Annotated in this window: 16 protein-coding genes and 1 pseudogene; 13 read left to right on the plus strand and 4 right to left on the minus strand. The window is 42.3% G+C overall.

Translation table 11 applies throughout. The features are described 5' to 3' along the window. Both ABYB02_RS04020 and rlmB read left to right on the plus strand, forming a co-directional pair. Positions 1 to 508: pseudogene (locus ABYB02_RS04020) on the plus strand (ribonuclease R); the annotation flags it as partial. Then, positions 505 to 1248 (plus strand): 23S rRNA (guanosine(2251)-2'-O)-methyltransferase RlmB, encoded by a 744-nt coding sequence (gene rlmB / locus ABYB02_RS04025; RefSeq protein WP_372761174.1) that lies wholly within the window; start codon positions 505 to 507, stop codon positions 1246 to 1248. The pseudogene ABYB02_RS04020 and the gene rlmB, both read left to right, overlap by 4 nt. A 114-nt stretch (positions 1249 to 1362) precedes the next feature. On the opposite strand, the gene ABYB02_RS04030 is transcribed toward rlmB, so the two are convergent. After that, the gene (locus tag ABYB02_RS04030) at positions 1363 to 3519 is read right to left on the minus strand and encodes a TonB-dependent receptor family protein (protein ID WP_372761175.1); all 2157 of its coding nucleotides are present in this window, start codon (positions 3517 to 3519) and stop codon (positions 1363 to 1365) included. Positions 3520 to 3690: 171 nt separating this feature from the next. Continuing rightward, positions 3691 to 4536 carry a LysR family transcriptional regulator gene (locus tag ABYB02_RS04035; protein ID WP_372761176.1) on the minus strand — a complete coding sequence of 282 codons (846 nt, stop codon included), beginning with the start codon at positions 4534 to 4536 and terminating at the stop codon, positions 3691 to 3693. Between the two features lie 126 nt (positions 4537 to 4662). Here ABYB02_RS04035 and ABYB02_RS04040 point away from each other — a divergent pair, with 126 nt between their 5' ends. The 7 genes from ABYB02_RS04040 to kynU all read left to right on the plus strand — a co-directional run bounded on the left by ABYB02_RS04040 (position 4663) and on the right by kynU (position 14734). Further along, positions 4663 to 5262, plus strand: coding sequence for a hypothetical protein (locus ABYB02_RS04040; protein ID WP_372761177.1), 600 nt, complete (start codon positions 4663 to 4665; stop codon positions 5260 to 5262). Positions 5263 to 5416: 154 nt separating this feature from the next. After that, positions 5417 to 6499 (plus strand): glycine cleavage system aminomethyltransferase GcvT, encoded by a 1083-nt coding sequence (gene gcvT, locus ABYB02_RS04045; protein WP_372761178.1) that lies wholly within the window; start codon positions 5417 to 5419, stop codon positions 6497 to 6499. A gap of 58 nt (positions 6500 to 6557) precedes the next feature. Continuing rightward, positions 6558 to 6947, plus strand: a complete 390-nt coding sequence (gene gcvH / locus ABYB02_RS04050) for a glycine cleavage system protein GcvH (protein WP_372761179.1) — start codon at positions 6558 to 6560, stop codon at positions 6945 to 6947. A 174-nt stretch (positions 6948 to 7121) separates the two neighbouring features. After that, positions 7122 to 10013: an aminomethyl-transferring glycine dehydrogenase gene (gene gcvP / locus ABYB02_RS04055; protein WP_372761180.1), complete on the plus strand. Its 2892-nt coding sequence runs from the start codon at positions 7122 to 7124 to the stop codon at positions 10011 to 10013. Positions 10014 to 10608: 595 nt separating this feature from the next. Further along, complete coding sequence (locus ABYB02_RS04060) at positions 10609 to 12453, plus strand: hypothetical protein (protein WP_372761181.1); 1845 nt, start codon at positions 10609 to 10611, stop codon at positions 12451 to 12453. Positions 12454 to 12687: 234 nt separating this feature from the next. After that, positions 12688 to 13497, plus strand: coding sequence for an alpha/beta hydrolase family protein (locus ABYB02_RS04065; RefSeq protein WP_372761198.1), 810 nt, complete (start codon positions 12688 to 12690; stop codon positions 13495 to 13497). 1 nt (position 13498) lies between these two features. Continuing rightward, positions 13499 to 14734: a kynureninase gene (gene kynU, locus ABYB02_RS04070; protein ID WP_372761182.1), complete on the plus strand. Its 1236-nt coding sequence runs from the start codon at positions 13499 to 13501 to the stop codon at positions 14732 to 14734. Between the two features lie 173 nt (positions 14735 to 14907). Here kynU and ABYB02_RS04075 read toward each other — a convergent pair whose 3' ends face one another. Continuing rightward, on the minus strand, positions 14908 to 15291 hold the full coding sequence (locus ABYB02_RS04075; protein ID WP_372761183.1) for a hypothetical protein: 384 nt from the start codon (positions 15289 to 15291) through the stop codon (positions 14908 to 14910). A gap of 435 nt (positions 15292 to 15726) precedes the next feature. On the opposite strand from ABYB02_RS04075, the gene ABYB02_RS04080 reads away from it, so the two are divergent. The 3 genes from ABYB02_RS04080 to ABYB02_RS04090 all read left to right on the plus strand — a co-directional run bounded on the left by ABYB02_RS04080 (position 15727) and on the right by ABYB02_RS04090 (position 18186). Then, positions 15727 to 16314 (plus strand): ACP phosphodiesterase, encoded by a 588-nt coding sequence (locus ABYB02_RS04080; protein ID WP_372761199.1) that lies wholly within the window; start codon positions 15727 to 15729, stop codon positions 16312 to 16314. A gap of 266 nt (positions 16315 to 16580) precedes the next feature. Continuing rightward, positions 16581 to 16886, plus strand: coding sequence for a hypothetical protein (locus ABYB02_RS04085; RefSeq protein WP_372761184.1), 306 nt, complete (start codon positions 16581 to 16583; stop codon positions 16884 to 16886). Beyond that, complete coding sequence (locus ABYB02_RS04090) at positions 16876 to 18186, plus strand: type II toxin-antitoxin system HipA family toxin (protein WP_372761185.1); 1311 nt, start codon at positions 16876 to 16878, stop codon at positions 18184 to 18186. The genes ABYB02_RS04085 and ABYB02_RS04090 overlap by 11 nt, the downstream gene beginning before the upstream one ends. A 164-nt stretch (positions 18187 to 18350) precedes the next feature. On the opposite strand, the gene ABYB02_RS04095 is transcribed toward ABYB02_RS04090, so the two are convergent. Next, entirely contained in the window at positions 18351 to 18659 is a 309-nt protein-coding gene (locus ABYB02_RS04095) for a hypothetical protein (protein ID WP_372761186.1), read from the minus strand. Between the two features lie 362 nt (positions 18660 to 19021). Between ABYB02_RS04095 and ABYB02_RS04100 the strand changes: the two genes are divergently transcribed. Further along, the gene (locus ABYB02_RS04100; protein ID WP_372761187.1) at positions 19022 to 20164 is read left to right on the plus strand and encodes a S8 family serine peptidase; all 1143 of its coding nucleotides are present in this window, start codon (positions 19022 to 19024) and stop codon (positions 20162 to 20164) included. The last annotated feature ends 75 nt before the right edge of the window (positions 20165 to 20239 follow it).

The raw sequence follows: 20239 nt of genomic DNA on the forward strand, positions 1-20239 counted from the left end.
ATTCGTGCGTTTAGACGATTTACAAATAGATGGGTTGATCTACGTTGCGAACTTAGGCAACGAATTTTTTGCCTATGATGGTGCTAAGCACTGCTTAATTGGCGAACAAACGCATAAAGTGTACCGCCTAGGCGATAAGCTAACGGTGAGTGTGGCGTCAGTAAGTTTAGAAGACCGCCGCATTAACTTAACGTTGAAAGGCGATGCAGCCCAAGATAGGTACGCACGCCGTCGCGGTTCAAAAGGAGCGGGTAAATCAGAACATGCTCCAGCCAGTGTGCGTGCGCAGTTAAAGGCCGGTAAAGTGCCAGGTAAAAAATCATCAGCCGATGATAAGCCTAAAGGCAAGAAAAAACCTGCCAGCAAAGGTAAAGCGGCTAGCAAGTCGGCAGTAAAAGCCGCAGATGGTAGCGTAAAGAAAAAAGCGAAGAAAAAGGCGGTTAAAAAGCCTAAAAGAGCAGGCAAAAACGCCCGTAAACGTAATAGCTCAGGAGCAGACAAAACGTGAGTAATGAATTAATTTTTGGCTTTCACTCTGTTGAAGCAATTTTAGCAAAAGAGCCAGAGCGTTTTATTGAAATTTACGCCTTAAAAGGACGTGACGACAAACGTTTAACTCCGATTATTGAAGAAGCACGTAAATTTGGTATTTCTGTACAATTTATGCAACGTAAAGCATTAGATAACAAGTCAAAAGACGAGCAGCATCAAGGTATTATTGCCAATGTAAAAGCCGCACCAACGTACAACGAGAAAGATCTCGATGCAATTATTGCTCGCGAAGACACGCCGTTTTTATTAGTACTGGATGGCATTACCGATCCGCATAACTTAGGCGCATGCTTACGTAGCGCCGATGCTGCCGGTGTGCACGCTGTGATTGTACCGAAAGATCGCTCTGCCAAGCTTAATGGTACAGCGCGTAAAGTAGCCTGTGGCGCGGCCGAAACTGTACCGCTTATTCAGGTAACTAACCTTGCACGTACCTTACGCGAAATTAAAGATGCTGGCGTTTGGGTAGTGGGCACCGCTGGCGAAACCGATAATCAATTATTTGATGCAAGCCTAACGGGGCCGATGGCTATTGTGATGGGCGCTGAAGGTGAAGGCATGCGTCGTTTAACCCGAGAGCATTGCGACTTACTGGTTAAAATTCCGATGGCTGGCACGGTATCTAGCTTAAACGTATCGGTGGCCACCGGTGTGTGTTTGTTTGAAGTATTACGCCAACGTACGGTGCATAGCTAAGCTTTATAGCAAAAATTCATCGCTAAAAAGTGGCTTTAAACTAACGTATTAATATTAAAAAAGCCGAGATTGAAAATTCAATCTCGGCTTTTTTGTGTTGGTTAAATGCTAACGTTAAAAGCTGTAGCTGTAACCCATTTGTATTGAACGTGGCTTACCTGGTTGAATACCGCCATTGGCGCGATTCGCAATGTAGGTTTTATCAAACAGGTTATCTACTGTTAAATATACTTTTTGCTTGTCATCGATTAAGTATTTAGCCGCTAAATCCCACACTACACGGCTATCGATAGCGTTAAGGCCTGCAGGCGATAAGCTGGCGTGGGCATCAGATACGTAACGCATTTGGCTATTAATCACCAACGCATTAAATTCTGCACCAAATGATAACGCAACTTGGTTTTTTGGTACGTAAGGCATTGCATCGCCTTTACTTACTGTGCCCCAAATTTCTGAATCAAAATCGTTTTTGAACTCAGAGTTGGTGTAAGTATAAGTTAACTTAATAGGTAGTTTTACGCTATTGGTTGCAAATGTGTGGCCTGCGCTAAATTCAACACCCGACACTTCTACTTCACCGTAGTTGTATTGGTCGCCAATGTTATCATCGCTACAACCCACTGATGCCGTACAGTTACCATGCATGTTGTCGTAATCAGAGTAAAAACCAATGATTTCACCGTTAATACCGCTGAAGTTATAACGAGAGCCAAACTCGATGTTTAGGCTTTTCTCTTCTTCTTGATTAGCATTACCCGGTGCTGCTGGTGCATATCCTTGTTGTACGCCGGCAAGTAGGGTGATGTTATCGTTAACAGTGTAAGTTGCGCCTAACGACGGTACTAAAATTTCAGTGTCGTTTGAAATGTCTTTTGTTAAGCCTTCGCTGCGAGTTGGATCTGTTTTTGCCCACTCTTCACGCTTAATGGTAATGTCTTCATAGCGAAGACCCGCACTTACTACTAATGCATCCATTGTCCATTCGTCTTGAATGAATAGCGTACGTGCTGTGGCGCTGTCTACACGGTTGCTGTTAGAGCCTGGAATACCTTGAGAGGTTAACGTCATGCTTAGGTCTTGGTTAAGCGTGTACTTGTCTTCCCATTGGAAACGATCCATTTCGTCTTCGTGGAAACGCACGCCTACAGTGACGTAGTGGTTACCAGCTGGAATGTGTAATTCTGACTGCACGCCTTTCGCTTGGTAGTGGCGGTTATTGGCTTTTACACCCACGCCTTCAAGACCTTCGGCGGTTGGGTTGGCTTCAAACTCACTGTATTGCGCAAGATAGCTTTCGCTTACTTTACTTGCTTTGTACCAGTTACGGTGAAAGTCATTTAAGTAGGCGGTGGCTAATAATTCATAGCCGTCATTAAAACGGTATGCATAGTTTAATTGATACGCATTGTGGCGCGTGTTCATTTCATCGTTTTGCGACGCAGCATAACGACGGTATGGATTTTCTTGGTAATCAGCATCGGTTAAGCCCATGTAAGTTTCGTCAGATGTTTCGTCTGAGTATTTCACTTTTAGCTCAAGGTTGTGCGCGTCGTTTTCGCCAAAGGTGTGGCCAAACTTTAACAATAAGTCATTTTTTTCAAAGCCGGTGTTGTCTTTACCTACCGGTAGCTCTTTAAAACCGTCTGCGCCGTAACTAAATACTTCGATTAAACCTGCGGTATTATTTTTCTCTTTGGCGAAATACGCATGGCCTTTATAGTAGCCATCGCTGCCTAAGGCGGCATCTAACATACCCATTGAGCTATTCGCTTCGGTAGGTAAGCTGCGCGATACTAAGTTTAATACACCACCGGTAGTACGTGGGCCATACTTAACAGATGCAGCGCCTTTTAATACCTCGATTGACTCCATACGACCCATGGTTGGAAAGTAATAAGCCGAGGGTGCAGAGTAAGGGGCAGGTGCGACTAATACACCGTCTTCCATTACCGAAATTTTGTCGTTACGACCAGTGCCGGTGCCACGCATACCAATATTGGGGCGCAAACCGTAGCCATCTTCTTCTTGTACGTATACACCGGGAACCGCAGCTAAAACGCGAGAAATATCGGTAAATTCAAATTTTTCTAGTTCTTCATTTGAAATGAATGTGGCCGAACCGGGAATGTCATTAATTGCTTGTTGTGAGCCAATAACTGTAATTTGTTCAAAGTTACGTTCAACTTTACCGAGATCTTTTGCTGCTGCGCCAGCGCTTAGAGAAAGGGCAACTGCCGTTGCTAAGCTAGATACTAAAAACTGATGTGCCATTGATTGTCCTAAATAGTTCAATTAACTTAATTGGCGCAATTTAAACACGTTAACGAATGAGAATCAATGTTATTCAGCCTTTGCATATATGGTTTTTTTATAACTTTAAATACGCATTTGTATAACTTTAATTATAAGGCATTGGCAGCTTAAAGCTGCCCTGAGGGGCGGTTAACCTAAGCGTAGCTTGATAAATTCTGCCAATTTATAAACTGCGCTTTCGGGCTCACTGGCGGTTTTTACTAGGCTAATACCAATATCACCTAGTGGCGGTAAAAACTTGCTTTTGAGTTGATAATTTAGCTCGTTAGGCACAGTGCTTTTGGCTAATACGGTAATGCCTAAGCCTTCTTTTAGTGCGGCAATCAGCCCAGTTAAATCGGCGTTGCTATACACAATGCGGTATTTAATGCCCGCTTTTTCGAGTGCCTCCATAGCGCGGCGTCTGTAAATGCAGCCTTCGGGAGCGGTGACTAATGTTACGGTTTCGTGTTGCGCTAAAGATAAGTCGCCTACCCACACGAGTTGATCTTGCTTAAAAATAGGAAATTTAGCCGAGTCGAGTTGTTCATTAAGTGCCAGTACTAAATCAAATTGATCTTGGCGCTCCTCAGAAAGTAAATGCTTACTTAAGCGCGATTTTACTTCCAGTGATACCTCAGGGTATAACGCCACAAAGTCACCAATAATCGAGGGGAGTATACGTGCCGCAAATTCGCTGGGAATGCCGAGGCGCACTCTGCCGGTAATACTTTCTGAGGTAAACAACTGCAAAATGGCGTCGTTTTGCTGCATCATTTGCTTAGCCATGGGCAGTAATAATTCGCCATACTGGTTTAGCACTTGGCGTTGGCCTTGCTTTTTAAATAATTTATAACCGAGCAAATCTTCTAAGCGCTTTATTTGCAAGCTAACAGCAGGTTGCGATAAGCCCAATAAGTCGCCGGCTTTAGCGAAGCCGCTGGCTTCTACAACCATAACAAAGGTACGTAAACTGTCGGTTGAAATGTTTTTCATATTTAAAATCACAATAAATATCGCTATATATATAAGCATTATTTATCAATTGATTAATAATTACAATTTGTTGTTGTACAGCGGGAGCAATATACTTTTGTTATTATAGTTTGATAGGTGTTTGTTATGACTTTTAGCCCCATTATGTTTGCCCGCCATAGCAACGCTAACAGCGCGGTTTTAAACTCTTTGCAAGCTAACAACGAGCAGGTTGTAATAGATTTTAGCGGCACTGAAGCCACGGTGTTTTTAAGCACTATTTTAGGCCACGATTTAACAAAATTAACCACCAGTGGTTTAGGTTTTATTGGCACCTTAGATGGCGACCTAAATTCAGACTATAGCTACGCTGTTTATTACTTTAGCGAAACCGCGTTTCGTTTTGTGTTACCACACCAAGCCAGCCTGCAATTACAAGCACTAATGAACGAGCAACAACTGCGTTTTGATATCGACTACGTAGTGCGTAGCGATCTTGCAACCTTAAGTTTAAGCGGCAGCGATGCGTTTGATGCATTAGTAGAGGCGTTTAAATTAACCCCAGGGTTACGCCTTTCAGACTCGCAATTATGTTACGGTGCACAAAGTGGCGAAGTATTTATTACCGCACTGGATAAAAACCAGCAACAACAGTTTGTGCTGGTGGCTAAAGCCAGCGAACTAAAAAAATGGCAGCAGCACCTGCAAAACCTAGGCTTTACGCTGATTCAAGGTAAAGCCGCGTAAAAGATTAACCCTTTTGGGTGTCAATACAGCTAGCTATTAGTAGTTAGCTGTTTTTAATTGCAATTTGGCAGGTAATACCTTGCCATGTTATTCCCCCTCGTTAATTTGAGGCCACGCCCAAACTACTGGGTTAATTTAAAAGTGAAGGAATATTATGACTTCTAGAACTGTACTTTATGCAAAGCACCTTGAAGCGGGCGCTAAAATGGTTGATTTTCACGGCTGGGAAATGCCAATTAACTATGGCTCGCAAATAGAAGAGCACAACGCAGTGCGCAACGATGCTGGCATGTTTGACGTTTCACACATGACCATTGTTGACATTGAAGGTGCGCAAGCAAAAGCATTTTTACAAAAGTTAGTAGCCAACGATGTTGCTAAACTGACGGTGGCCGGTAAAGCGCTATACACACCTATGCTTAATGAGCAAGGTGGGGTAATTGACGATCTTATTATTTATTTTTTCAGCGACACGTCTTATCGTTTAGTGGTGAATTCAGCTACGCGTGAAAAAGATTTAGCGCATTTAGCTAATGTATCAGGTGATTTTGACGTCACGATTACAGAGCGCCCTGAGTTTGGCATGATTGCTGTGCAAGGCCCTAACGCAAAAGCTAAAACGGCAACCATATTAACAGCCGAACAAAATGCTGCAGTTGAGGGCATGAAGCCATTCTTTGGTGTGCAAACAGGTGATTTATTTATTGCCACAACGGGTTATACTGGCGAAGACGGTTATGAAATTGTGGCGCCGAGTGAGCAAACCGCCGACTTATGGCAAAAACTACTTGATGCTGGTGTGAAACCTGCTGGTTTAGGTGCACGCGATACGCTACGTTTAGAAGCGGGAATGAACCTTTACGGTTTAGATATGGACGAAAGTGTATCTCCACTCGCTGCTAATATGGCGTGGACCATTGCATGGGAGCCAGAAACGCGTGACTTTATTGGCCGTGATGTTTTAGTTAAACAGCGCGCAGAAAAAAGCACACATAAACAAGTAGGCCTAGTGCTTGAAGAAAAAGGCGTATTACGCAGCGGTTCTAAAGTGATTGTTGAGGGTGGCGAAGGCGTAATTACTTCGGGCACATTCTCGCCAACATTGGGCTACAGTGTAGCACTTGCCCGTGTTCCTCGTTCAACGGGCGACACCGCCCAAGTAGAAATGCGTAAAAAATTAGTAACCGTTAAAGTAGTTAAACCTGGCTTTGTACGTAACGGTAAATCATTACTTTAAAGTATAAATAAATTTAATTTTGGTGCTATCACCCAATATAAACCAAAGGACAAACAAAATGAGCAATATCCCTAGTGAGTTAAAGTACGCACCTTCACACGAGTGGGTTCGCGATGAAGGCGACGGTACGTTTACTGTAGGTATTACAGAACATGCACAAGAACTACTTGGCGACATGGTGTTTGTAGAGTTACCAGAAGTAGGCGACGAAGTAGACGCTGGCGAAGAATGTGCGGTTGCTGAATCGGTAAAAGCGGCGTCAGACATTTACGCACCGATTACCGGCGAAATTGTCGCGATTAACGAAGAGCTAGAAGACGCACCAGAAACCGTTAACAACGACGCGTTTGGTGACGGCTGGTTATTCCGCATTAAAGCAACTGATGCATCTGAGTTAGAAAACTTATTAGATGCAGAAGGTTACGCACACAGCATCGACGAAGAGTAAGCACTTTTTGTAGCAACTGTTAAAAGCCCTGTTTATAGTTTTAAAATGGGGCTTTTATGATTTTACCGCTTACCTATCCATACATTGTAAGTTATTAAATCATATAAATTTTAAGTTATTGTTGGTTACCCATTAGCAATAATTACATTTTTTGGATCATAGGAATCTGGACACATGTCAAACGCCAAATCTCTTGAGCAATTAGAGCAAACGCAAGATTTTATTCGCCGTCACATTGGGCCAAGCCCAGCGCAAGTAAGCGATATGCTAAGCGCTCTAGAAGTATCGAGTGTTGAAGAGCTGATCGGTCAAACTGTACCTGCAGGTATTCGCCTTGAACAACCTTTAACAGTGGGCGCAAGCCGCACTGAAGTTGAAACATTAAGCTACTTAAAGTCGGTAGCCAGCAAAAATAAAGTGTTCAAATCTTACATAGGTCAAGGCTACCACCCAACTCATGTGCCAAACGTTATTTTACGTAATGTACTTGAAAACCCGGGTTGGTATACTGCGTACACACCGTACCAGCCAGAAATTGCTCAAGGGCGTTTAGAGTCGTTATTAAATTTCCAAACTATGACCTTAGATTTAACTGGCCTCGATTTAGCCAGTGCGTCATTACTTGACGAATCAACCGCGGCTGCCGAAGCCATGGGTCTTGCAAAACGTGTATCTAAAGCAAAAAAAGCCAATACATTTTTTATTGCCGACGACGTACACACGCAAACAATTGACGTGGTAAGTACCCGTGCCGAGCAGTTTGGTTTTGAAATTATTGTTGGTAAAGCGGCTGATGCCGTTAACCATGATATTTTTGGTGCGTTATTCCAATACCCATCAACAACGGGTGAAGTAGTAGACATTACAGACCTGATTGCTGGCGTACAAAGCAAAAAGGCGATTGCCTGTGTTGCTGCCGACATTATGAGTTTATTACTATTAAAAGCACCGGGTAAATTAGGTGCTGACGTAGTACTTGGCTCGGCGCAACGTTTTGGTGTCCCTATGGGTTACGGTGGCCCACATGCGGCATTTTTTGCTACGCGTGACGCGTACAAACGTTCATTACCAGGGCGTATTATTGGTGTATCTAAAGACCGCTTAGGTAATGATGCACTACGTATGGCGATGCAAACGCGTGAGCAACATATTCGTCGCGACAAAGCCAACTCAAACATTTGTACCGCACAAGTACTATTAGCTAACATGGCGGCGTTTTACGCGGTGTACCATGGCCCACAAGGTTTAAAAACCATTGCGCAGCGTATTCATCGTTTTGCCGATATTTTAGCGGCAGGCCTACAAGCAAAAGGCATAAGCCTTAAACACAACACTTGGTTTGATACGCTAACGGTTGTTAGCGACAATAAAGCTGAAGTAGTTGCTCGTGCCCTAGCAAACGGTGTTAACTTTGCCACTAACCGCGATGGCGAATACTCAATTGCGGTATCAGAAACCACTACGCGTGCCGATGTAGCACAGTTATTTGATATTGTATTAGGCGAAGGCCATGGTCTGAGTGTTGATGCACTTGCCGCCGAAATTGAAAACAACGGCAGCACGTCAATTCCAGCAAGCCTAGAGCGCGATGACGAAGTGTTAACGCACCCTAACTTTAATTCGTACCACAGCGAAACTGAAATGCTGCGTTATATTAAGCGTCTAGAAAATAAAGATTTAGCGCTTAACCACTCAATGATCTCGTTAGGTTCATGTACCATGAAACTAAACGCGACCGCTGAGATGATCCCGGTTACTTGGCCTGAATTTTCAAACTTGCACCCATTCTGCCCGTTAGATCAAGCAGAGGGTTACCAAATCATGATGGGCGAACTGCATGACTGGTTAGTAAACATTACCGGTTACGATGCGGTTTCACTGCAACCAAATTCAGGTGCACAAGGTGAATACGCCGGCTTAATCGCGATTCGTAAATACCACGAGTCACGCGGTGATGCACACCGTAACGTGTGTTTAATTCCAAGTTCAGCGCACGGTACTAACCCTGCATCGGCACAAATGGCCAGCATGAAAATTGTGGTGGTTGATTGTGATAAAAACGGTAACGTTGATATGGCTGATCTGAAAGCGAAAGCAGAAGCGGTATCAGAAAACCTCTCGTGTATTATGATCACTTACCCGTCTACACACGGCGTATACGAAGAAACAATTCGTGAAATTTGTGACATTATTCATCAGCACGGCGGCCAAGTTTACATGGACGGCGCGAACATGAACGCCCAAGTGGGTGTAACGAGCCCAGGCTTTATTGGTTCAGACGTATCGCACTTAAACTTGCATAAAACCTTCTGTATTCCACACGGTGGCGGTGGTCCAGGTGTTGGCCCAATTGGTGTTAAATCGCACCTTGCGCCATTTATGCCAAACCATAGCGTTATTAACGTACCAGGTACTAACGAAGGCAACGGTGCGGTATCGGCAGCGCCATACGGCTCAGCGTCTATTTTACCTATTTCGTGGGCGTACATTACCATGATGGGTTCAGAAGGCTTAAAACAAGCCACTGAAATGGCGATTGTAAATGCTAACTACTTAACGCACGAGCTAAGCAAGCACTTCCCAATTTTATACCGTGGCCGTAACAACCGTGTTGCGCATGAGTGTATAGTTGACTTGCGTCCGCTGAAAGAGCTATCGGGTATTACTGAAATGGACGTAGCGAAGCGTTTGCAAGACTACGGCTTCCATTCACCTACTATGTCGTTCCCAGTAGCGGGCACGTTAATGATTGAGCCTACTGAGTCTGAGTCTAAGGTTGAGATTGACCGCTTTATCGAAGCAATGGTGTCAATTAAGAGCGAAATCGACAAAGTAATCTCTGGCGAATGGTCAATCGAAAACAACCCGTTAGTGTTTGCACCGCACACCCAAGGCGATGTACTAGGTAACGAGTGGGATAGAGCGTACGACCGTTTCTACGCCGCATTCCCAGTGCCTGCAGTGGCTAAAAACAAGTTCTGGCCAACCGTCACACGCATTGATGACGTGTACGGCGACCGTAACTTAATTTGTAGTTGCCCAGCGGTAGAGACATACCGCGATTAATTTTTGAAAAAATTTCCACTGTAGAGTGGAAATTTATAAAAATTATAAAAGCCGTTGCAGCAATGCAGCGGCTTTTTTGTGCGTGTTTAAACATTGTAGACGCACAGCTTGCTGGCGCGCGGACGGCAGCCCGAATAAGTATTTGAATAGGTGTTTGAGGTTATCATCACCGATAATGTGGATGCCTTTCGCGCTTTTTAAATATTAGAAACCTTATTCAAGGTTTTTTGCCAGATTGCTGGCGGTAACCAAGGGGCGGCTACCGCCGACCGCCCCTTGGAACCCCACGACGCCCCGAGCATCACGCTTAATCCTTCAAATAATTAATTGATGTGAACGTAAACAGCGAAGATAGGCCATCCATGGCCTAGTTTCGCCTTATCGCGCATCCATGCGCGACATTACTCATTAATTGCTTATTTTAAGGGCGTGATGACGGGGGGAGGGAGGGTGTTAAACGTGAGGGTGGTGTTTATAATTCATCGCTATTTATTAGTTAATATTGTTATTTAATCTGGTGTTAAGTGACGTGTGTTGCTGAAATAATAATTAACTGTTAGGTTAGTAATCACATAATGAGAAGGAACTCTATACTATGAAACTTAATCAAGTTTTATCAATTGTTAATCAAGTAGAAAAATCAAAATTCATTTCATGCCTCGATCGTTTATGCACTGATGCGGCTAAAAATAATAAAAAACTAGCTAAAACAATCGATAATATCGACGGTCAAATCAAAAATGCCTCAGGCAGTGAGATAACTCAATTATTTAATACCGTTCGGGAGTTTTTTAAAAACTCAGTAAAAGAGCAAATTCTAATGAGTAGCGCACAGCTTAATTTGTTGGTGAACATTCTAAGCCGTGATGGTAATGGAGTTGCAAGGATCAGCTGGATTGAAACGCTTTACGAAAAAGAATGGGCTGAACTATCAAAGCTATCGAAAGAGCTTAAAGAGTGTATTCAACAAGGCTCGGTAGAGGGGGTTTTAGAAAGAAATCGTGCATTAAAAATTTATCATGCGTGTATGCAAGAAGCCTACTTTAATGACGAAAAAAACAACCGCGATGCTAAAGTGACTGATGATGAGCGCAGTATTCTCAACGTGCTTTCTAATGAGTTAAACCTTACGACGGATGAATGCGCCGCAGTAGAGCACTTAGTGGATGTGATCCCTCAAAATGGTGTGCTAGATGCTTTAAATTGTCTTAGGGATATGGGTCTATTATTTATCAGTAAAAAGCGCCAAGAAGTATTTATTCCAGATGAAATTGTAACTTTACTGAATGAGATTCAAGGCAAAGACTTAGCTGATAAATATGTACTCAGAATACTCAGAACGCTCACTGATGCAGAGCTTTCGAATGCACTTAAAGCCCATGGCCGTAAAATTAGAAGCGTAAGCCGCACCGATAAAATTCAAACAATTATTCATTCAGGAATTAGCGCTGCTAAATTACTATCGGATGATATTCATAATATTGAAGATAACCAAAATCAACGTAAAGAACGTTTAAAACAGCTGATACAAGACTTAGAAATTGACACTGAAAAATTAGGCACTACTTTAGATGAGCGTATAGGTTTAATACTATCTTCATTGTCAGGCGCCACAGAAAAAGAGTTTGATTCGCTGAGCGCTAGCGGTTTTAAACAACTTTTAAAAACACTGGAAGAACACTTTCCCACTATGCAAGTCGTGCTTAAAGAAGCATTTGAGCTTGAAGCAAATGAAATAATAGACACCGAGAAGCTGCGCGCTTTAAGTATTACGCCACACGATATTTTATACTTACTGTCAAATGATGAAGTAAAAGAAGTGCGCGATAGTATGGGGTTATCTAAACGTGGCAACCCTCGCTTTGCTATTTTAGAAAGCTTTGCAAACGCAACAGATAAACTTATCGAAAATTATGATGCATTAGCACGTCGTGACATCAATGCGTTAAAAGAAGCCGGCGCCGATGTAATTGAAGCCGATATTGGCGTTAAGTTTGAAGAAGTTACCAAGGCTATTTTTGAACTGTTAGAGCTTAATATTGACGAAGATCTGCGTAAAGACCTCAACACCAGCAAAGATAAAGCCGACATTGTCATTTCTCTTAGTGATAACGATATAATTATTGGGGAAGCAAAAACCTGTAAAAATGGTGATTTTGCAAAGTACTCAACAACCTCACGCCAAGTAAAAGCTTATGTAACCCGTGCTGAAAACCAAGGTAAACGTGTAGCACAGGTATTGATAATCGCCCCTAGCTTTTCCGATGATTTTATTGAGTCTGCCGAGATGGATACCGAAGTGAATATTTCATTACTTGAAGCACATGGCCTTAAATTAATACTTGATGCTTACAAGTCAAAACGTAATCCAAGCTTTGCGCCTAAGTTGTTAACTAAAGGCGGTCTATTGAAAGCCGAGTTAATAGCAAAGAACATTTAAAAACGGGCAGTTAATCAGAATTAATCACACCTCAATATTGCGGCTTTAGGGCCGCAGCTACCCCTCCTTAGTGTAAAAATTCAACTTCATTTTGTATATTAAAAGTAGTTTATTTATTAGGCGATGGAGTTATGCTCATTGCCTTGTATTCGATGGGCGGACACTGTACTTTTAGTACAGTTTTGATTTTGGAAGTTCATTATTTTGCATAGGTTGTTAATTATATTTATTAGTATGCTCTCGTTTGGTGTTGCTTCGACTGAAACAGTCGTCAGTTTTCCGGCTGTTGAAAATAATGTGCCTTACTCTAAAGTGGCCGCATTAATGTTTAGCGAGGCGGATGAAAAAATAGCTTATGGCACAACCGATAGCCAGTTCGCATTGTTGTGGCGGGCAAAACAAGTTGCACATAATAGGCAGCGCCAACCTCTGGTTATTTTGATTCACGGCGGTTGTTGGTTGAGTAGCTATGACATTAAGCACACCTACCCACTCAGTACTGCATTAGCGCAACAAGGGTTCAATGTATGGTCGTTGGAATACCGCCGAAGCGGTGCGACAGGTGGAGGCTGGCCTACTACTTTTGATGATATTAAAGCGGGGATCCATGCTGCAAGTAGTTATAACCAGGGCGAGTTTAATCTAGCCGAAGCGGTGGCGGTAGGGCATTCAGCTGGGGGGCACTTGGCATTGCTTGCTGGTGGTGTGTTTAGTGAGTTGAGAGCCGTAATAGGGCTCGCTGCTATTACCGATATAAAAGCGTATGCTAACGGTGAAAATAGCTGCCAACAAGCCACCAAAGACTTTATGCAAGGGATGCCCGAAGAGAAACCGCTGGAATATACATTGGCGAACCCAAGTGAACAGCCTTTGCATGCTAATAGTGTGATTTTACATGGCAATAAAGACACTGTGGTACCTGCTTATGAGTTAAACAAACTAAATCGTACGGTGATTATGCTGGATGGTGTGGGCCATTTTGATTGGATACACCCAGGCTCTTTGGCAGTTGCTACGCTAATACAAAATTTAACTGAGATATAAAATGAATTTCAATGAAATTATAACGTTAGATAAAGCAGATGCTTTAGCTAACAAACGCCAGGAATTTGCTCTACCGGAAAATATACTCTATTTAGATGGTAATTCACTCGGTGCACTGCCTAAAGCAGTAAAACCTAGAGTGGCTGAGGTTGTTGCTGAGCAGTGGGGAAACCATTTAATTAGAAGCTGGAATGATCATCATTGGATAGATCTGCCAACACGTGTGGGTGAAAAAATAGCCCCACTTATAGGCGCCGCCAAAGGCCAAGTGATTTGCGGCGATTCTATATCGGTTAATTTATTTAAGTTATTAAGCTGTGCTTTGTCATTTAACTCGGGGCGCAGCGTGGTGTTGTCGACACGCGATAATTTCCCAACAGATTTATACATGGTGCAAGGACTAAGTGACTTATTAGGCACGGAGCAATGCCAACTTCAGCTAGTAGAAGAGCAATTAATTGAACAAAACCTGACAGATTCAGTGGCGGTGCTTTTATTAACCCAAGTTAATTTTAGAACAGGGCAATTACTCGATATGGAAAAGTTGACCCGTCTTGCGCATGAAAAAGGAATTTTGGTTATTTGGGATCTCGCCCACAGTGCAGGTGCCATACCGGTTGAGCTTGATAACTGCCAAGTAGATTTTGCTGTGGGGTGTGGGTATAAGTATTTAAATGGTGGGCCAGGAGCACCGGCTTTTTTGTATGTTGCTAAGCGTCATCAAGCAGCCGCTAAGCAACCATTATCGGGCTGGATGGGCCACGCCAAGCCCTTTGCATTTAGCAAAGATTATCAGCCCGCAAGCAATATTAACCAATTTCAATGTGGTACACCCAGCGTGATAGCAATGAGTGCTCTCGATGCGGCTTTAGATGTATGGCATGATGTTGATATGGTAGAGGTTAGGCGTAAGTCTATCGCTTTAAGTAATGCCTTTATAAGCATTATGAACACGCATGATTGTTTGCATAATTTGCAGTTGTGCTCACCGGAAATTGCTGAGCAAAGGGGGAGTCAGTTGGCTTTTTCACGCGCTGACGCTTTTGCCATTTGCCAAGCGCTGATTGAAAAAGGCGTGATCGCCGATTTTCGTGCGCCCAATATATTACGCTTTGGTTTTACACCGCTTTATACCTCATTTGAAGATATATGGAATGCGGTAACCATATTGGCAGATGTGGTAAAAAGTAAATTATACACAGAGTCTCGTTTTAACTTAGCAGTAAAAGTCACTTAAATTACAGCTTAGCACCGCATAAGTTGCATGTGAGTTTAGCCTTGGATAAGTGCATTCAAGGTTTTCATTACCGCTAAAAACTTATGAATAAGTTTGGTTAAGCATTTGCTTATGAGCATGTTAACCTTTGCCAAAGTTGATTTAATGGCTGACTTTGAGCCGTTTGCCGTGGCTTATACCGCACCTTGGACATCACTTTCTAGTAACGCGTCAATGTAGGCGAGCTCTTCACTAAAAATACCGGATATAAATGCGCTTTGCTGGCTAATTACGCTGTCATTAGGCTGAGCTTGGTAGGTTTGTTGGCATCTAACAAGTTCACTGGCTAACCATGGACATACGCTGTTAGCTGCATTGGTGGCTGTTGTTAAAAAAGATGACCATGTTATTTTTTGTTTTTTAAAGCGATATAGCATTACAGCAATTAAGCTATAAGTTTGTTGCTCCGCAGACGGCGCGTTATCACACTTTAATGAGTAACTGTTTAGTAGCTTGTTGCTGATAAGCGCCTGTTGTAATGCAGCTTGTTGTGAGTGGCTTAAAAAAATCGTTGTCATAATGCATAACTTGCCTTGGTTATATTTAAAGATGGCATTTAATAGCGAAGCACACGCAAGGCTTTAATGACTCAGGCAGTACCGAAAAATGCTGCGATATTAATAGCAAAAATGCGCTGACTGGTTACTGAATTACAGAAATACAATTGTAATTGGACGAGATTGTCGTCAGTAGAATCGCGTTGAACTGGTTTGCACTTGCGTACACCTCTGTGGGGCTGCAACTCTGGGGCTCTTGGTGAAAAATCACATACTGTAATGTAATCGCACTTAAGTGCATCAGTGACACTCAAAGTTCAAAGCTCAAAGTTCAAAGCTCAAAGTTCAAAGCTCAAAGCTCAAAGCTCAAAGCTCAAAGCCCAAAACTGCTCTGCAATGAATTTTAGCTAAAACTGCGTTATGATTTGCACAGTATTAACCCAGCTCGAGAATACCTTGAATTATTTAGCGCACCTATATTTAGCACAGCCTACAGCCGACTCGCAGTTTGGTAATTTGCTGGGGGATTTTGGTGGTCGCAGGCTTGTAGGGCAATTGCCAGTGACGGTAACCAAGGCGCTCGATAATCATTATTTGGTGGATAAATTTACTGACGCACATCCTTTAGTAAAAGAAGCTAAACAGCTTTTTTCACCCAAGCGTCGGCGCTTTGCGGGGGTGGCTATTGATGTACTATTTGATCATTTTCTTATTCAGCATTGGCAGAAATATAATCGACAGCCATTAAACGACTTTAAGCACACTAGCTTTGCGCTGTTACATAAGCGCCTGCCAGTAATGCCGCCACGAATGCAGCATGTGGTAAAACACATGACCGACAACGATTGGTTTAAAGAGTACGAAACCCTTGATGGGGTGGGGCTAGCACTTGATAATATAGCCAAGCGCATTCGCTTTACTAATACCTTTGCTGGTGCTGTTGAAGATATAGCCCGCCATTACACTGAACTAGATGCTATGTTTGTCGCATTTTTCCCAGAGCTGATTAAGCATGTTAATCAGTTTAATCTTGAGCACGCGTAACAAACTGCGCCTTACACGCTTTTTAGGTTTTAACTTTTCATTTCACTCAGATTTATAGTTTATTTTAGCGTACTTTTTTCTTTGTTAGTTTCTCTTTGTGTACTTTTAATTTTTTTTGAGTGATTTAGATTCCTATACTATACTTTTTATATCTTGAGTTTATTATAGTGAACTTATTAGGTTGCTTTTTGGGTTTTGTTTACTATAGTAGACTTATTGTGTTTTTAGTTCGTTTATTTGAACTGTTAATTTAAGAGTCGAAGATAATGAGTAACTTATATACGTTGAAACAACAGGTTTTAACGCTATTGCAAGAAATAGAGCGAGTGGAGTTTTTGCAACCTAACCACGATGAAATCTTTCCTTTATCAGAGATGAAGCAGCGCGTTAATCAATATTGCAAAGATAATAGCATCACGGTAGATATATTTTGCGAACTTGCATCTATTAGCAAAGCAACTCTTTATAAAGCGTATAACAGCCCAGGCTCAGCTAAACGATCAACCATTGAATCTATTTTATGTGTATTAGGGGACTATCAGTTACTGGTAGGGAGATGTAATGGAAGTTAATCGCAGAGCGACGGTATTTGTTAACAGCGTCAGGGCAGGTGATTTGGTTGAATATAGAGAGCAAACTTTATCCGGTAAAGAGGAGTATATTTTTACCTATGATGAAAACTACTTAACCCAAGGCGCACCAATTGGACATCACTTTCCACTAACAAGTGAGCCGTTTTGCTTTGATATTCTCCCTCCCTTTTTTACTAACTTATTATCAGAGGGTTGGCTGCGTAAACATCAAGCAGAAAAATCAAGACTCGATAAAAGTGATGAATTTGGTTTGCTGTGTGCTAATGGCAAAGAGTTAATTGGTGCTGTTTCTATTGTCGCAGATAAAGTATCAACTTTAAGTGGGCGTCAGTCGATCAAAGTTCCTATAGCTGACGCTAATACGTTGAGTCAGCGAGGAGTAACTATTATTGGTTCACCCTCTAATTTTAATGACTATGCAGTTGATCATGCTAATGGGCAGTCGATATCTGGTGTGCAGCGTAAGCTACTGATGAAGTTAGAAGGGAAGCAGCTAATACCTACGACATCAGGCGGACAATATATTATTAAACCGGCACCAGAAGCAGCCCCTCACTTACCTGAAAACGAATTTTTTATTATGCAATTGGCAAAAGAAATTGGCTTTGATGTTGCTGATTGCGGACTGATACCTTTTGAATCTGGGGAGCTTGCTTACGTAACCAAACGTTTTGATATTATCGATGAGCAACAGCGCTATTTTATTGAAGACGGGGCATCGCTGTGTCAAGTTCATCCTAAAAACAAAGACAGCGATGCTTTGAGTTACGAGAGCGTACTAATTAAGTTATCTCGCTGTGCAGGTAACAGTAAAGCGGTTACGCTAAAACTGTTTTTGCAAGTTGTATTCAGCCACATAGTTGGTAACAATGATCTACATTTAAAAAATTTCTCAATGCTAAGAAAGCTTCATAAAAGCAACGGCATTATGGACTTAGTTACGCCCATGTACGATATGTTGAGTTTGGCGCCTTATCCTGTATTCGACAGGGCGTGTTTTATGTCTTTTGGCGTGCTTGCAATTGAAGAAGGCGATGGGGGCGATTTTAGCGATGCTTATAATATCTTTGGATTTTATACAAAAGAGGACTTTGTACAGCTGGGTGTTAATATCGGTTTACCTATGCTTATGGTAGAAAAACAGATACAAATACTTAAAGCTAAAGTGCTTAAAGCTATCGATAGTGGTTTTCGCACATCGCTCCCTGAGCATATATATGTTGCTATTATCAAACGCATTCGTGAGCGTTGTCGTACATTAGAGCTGACACCTCCATAACCGCTTGTTTTTTATATAATTTAGTGTTTTTCCCAGAGCTGATTGAGCATGTTAATCAGTTTAATCTTGAAAATGCTAAAAATACCCCTGGGCTTTATACTTTATAGCTGGGGAGTTTAATCCCCGAAGCTACTTTTATTTTTATCCTCAATAATAAATCTGATTTAGCTATCAGGTGCTTCTAATGTAAATACTAAATGTTTACGCATATCTTTTAAAATAACGCCTTTTTTAAGCATTGCGGCACTTAAGCGCTTTTGCCACTTTAGTAACTCTGGTTTTGCTGCAGCTAAGGCTTGCTCGCTGTCAAATTGAAAGCACAGTAGTAAGGAGCTTGGAAATAAGTGATATTCTACGTCAAACCAGCATTGCAACATGCCGGATAATTCAGCGCGGCCTTGCTCTTCGAGAGTATCGGCAACATTAAGCACTAATGCTTGCTGTTTTAGCTGCACTTTAGAGAGTTTTTTCATCGTGGATATCCAGGTTAAAGGGCTAATTATTCAGCCTAAATAGATCATTATACCTAAGCTAATTAGCAGGTAACACAATTAAGAAACGCGAGTCGCAATAAGAGCATAACGCATCATTCCCAAACGCTGGTAATTTACTATTGCTGGTTAGAATTAAATAAGATTAAAACAGCCCTGTTTGTAATGGGTAACGTCTAACCATGAAGGGGAGGTAGCTAGTGTACCTACCCTACCTGTAATGATTATTTTACAAAAAACCATTAATTGGCTGCCCTTCTTGCTTTTCCTTTCAGGATGATTGTCTACACTTCTATTGTTAACTTTCGGTTGATAATTAAATAATAAAAAATACAGGATTACATATGAATAAAAAAATGCTGACTCTCGCCATTTCATTTGCGCTAACGTCTAGTTACGTTGCAGCGTCTCAACCAACGCACTCTGGTGCATTACAAGATATTGAAATAGCAAATACATGTATCGTGCGTTTTAATGATTCAATTTCAAAATTTGATGTTGAAGGCAAAGCACGTGGCATGGTTGCTAAAGCGAATGCACAAGCAAAACATATATATAAGCACTCAATTAAAGGCATGGCAGTTAATATGAGCTGTGAAAAAGCGAAAGTGGCTTTTCAGGGCAATAATGATGTGTTGCGCTTTACTCCCGATGGTGTTGTGTATGCAAATCCAAAAGGTAAAAAACCAGGCTCAGGTGGAGGTGGCAGTCAAAGTCAGTCAACACCTTGGAGTGTAGCACGTGTTGGTGGGCCGGTTGATGGTACTGGCTATAATGCTTGGGTATTAGATTCAGGGATAGACCTTGATCATCCCGATCTGAATGTTGATGCAAGCCGTGGTTATACTGCATTTACTTCTGGTCGTGATGCCGGTATGGATGATAAAAATGGTCATGGTACGCATGTCGCAGGAACAATTGCCGCAATTAACAATAACATTGATGTAGTGGGTGTTGCTGCTGGCGCAAACGTGATCCCGGTCAAGGTGTTAAATGCTAGAGGATCGGGTAGTTGGTCTGGTGTGTTAGCGGGTATTGATCATGTAGGCGCTAATGCAAGCGCGGGTGATTGTGCAAATATGAGCTTAGGGGGAGGGTTTAACCAAGAGCTCAATGATGCGGTGGCAGCTGCAGCACAGCAATCGGGTGCATTTTTTGTGGTAGCTGCAGGCAATGAAAGCCAGCATGCGGAGAATGTTTCACCGGCGAGTGCATCAGGTAACCGCGTATTTACTATTTCAGCGACCGATGCCAATGATCGCTTTGCGAGCTTTTCTAATTACGGGAATCCACCAGTTGATTATGCAGCCCCAGGTGTGAGCATTACTTCAACAAAAGCGGGGGGAGGCACGACAACGATGTCGGGTACCTCAATGGCTTCTCCTGCGGCATGTGCTGTGATTATGATGCGTAATGGTAATCCTGCAACCGATGGCAGAGCATCTGGCGACCCCGATGGCAATGCAGATAGTATTATTCACCTTTAAACGGGATGTTACCCTGTCTTAATATGGGGTAACAAAGCTTTAATGAACACGCAGGGTGTACTTCATCGTGCGTGT

Origin of the sequence: Pseudoalteromonas sp. (assembly GCF_041613455.1) — a bacterium.
GTDB lineage: Bacteria > Pseudomonadota > Gammaproteobacteria > Enterobacterales > Alteromonadaceae > Pseudoalteromonas.

What these genes read in the sequence shown, in the direction of transcription:
- gcvH (WP_372761179.1), top strand. Translation starts at nt 6,558, where the DNA reads ATGAGCAATATCCCTAGTGAGTTAAAGTACGCACCTTCACACGAGTGG.
- ABYB02_RS04100 (WP_372761187.1), top strand. Translation starts at nt 19,022, where the DNA reads ATGAATAAAAAAATGCTGACTCTCGCCATTTCATTTGCGCTAACGTCT.
- ABYB02_RS04090 (WP_372761185.1), top strand. Translation starts at nt 16,876, where the DNA reads ATGGAAGTTAATCGCAGAGCGACGGTATTTGTTAACAGCGTCAGGGCA.
- ABYB02_RS04095 (WP_372761186.1), bottom strand. Translation starts at nt 18,659, where the DNA reads ATGAAAAAACTCTCTAAAGTGCAGCTAAAACAGCAAGCATTAGTGCTT.
- ABYB02_RS04035 (WP_372761176.1), bottom strand. Translation starts at nt 4,536, where the DNA reads ATGAAAAACATTTCAACCGACAGTTTACGTACCTTTGTTATGGTTGTA.
- gcvT (WP_372761178.1), top strand. Translation starts at nt 5,417, where the DNA reads ATGACTTCTAGAACTGTACTTTATGCAAAGCACCTTGAAGCGGGCGCT.
- ABYB02_RS04075 (WP_372761183.1), bottom strand. Translation starts at nt 15,291, where the DNA reads ATGACAACGATTTTTTTAAGCCACTCACAACAAGCTGCATTACAACAG.
- ABYB02_RS04040 (WP_372761177.1), top strand. Translation starts at nt 4,663, where the DNA reads ATGACTTTTAGCCCCATTATGTTTGCCCGCCATAGCAACGCTAACAGC.
- ABYB02_RS04065 (WP_372761198.1), top strand. Translation starts at nt 12,688, where the DNA reads ATGCTCTCGTTTGGTGTTGCTTCGACTGAAACAGTCGTCAGTTTTCCG.
- kynU (WP_372761182.1), top strand. Translation starts at nt 13,499, where the DNA reads ATGAATTTCAATGAAATTATAACGTTAGATAAAGCAGATGCTTTAGCT.
- gcvP (WP_372761180.1), top strand. Translation starts at nt 7,122, where the DNA reads ATGTCAAACGCCAAATCTCTTGAGCAATTAGAGCAAACGCAAGATTTT.
- ABYB02_RS04085 (WP_372761184.1), top strand. Translation starts at nt 16,581, where the DNA reads ATGAGTAACTTATATACGTTGAAACAACAGGTTTTAACGCTATTGCAA.
- ABYB02_RS04030 (WP_372761175.1), bottom strand. Translation starts at nt 3,519, where the DNA reads ATGGCACATCAGTTTTTAGTATCTAGCTTAGCAACGGCAGTTGCCCTT.
- ABYB02_RS04060 (WP_372761181.1), top strand. Translation starts at nt 10,609, where the DNA reads ATGAAACTTAATCAAGTTTTATCAATTGTTAATCAAGTAGAAAAATCA.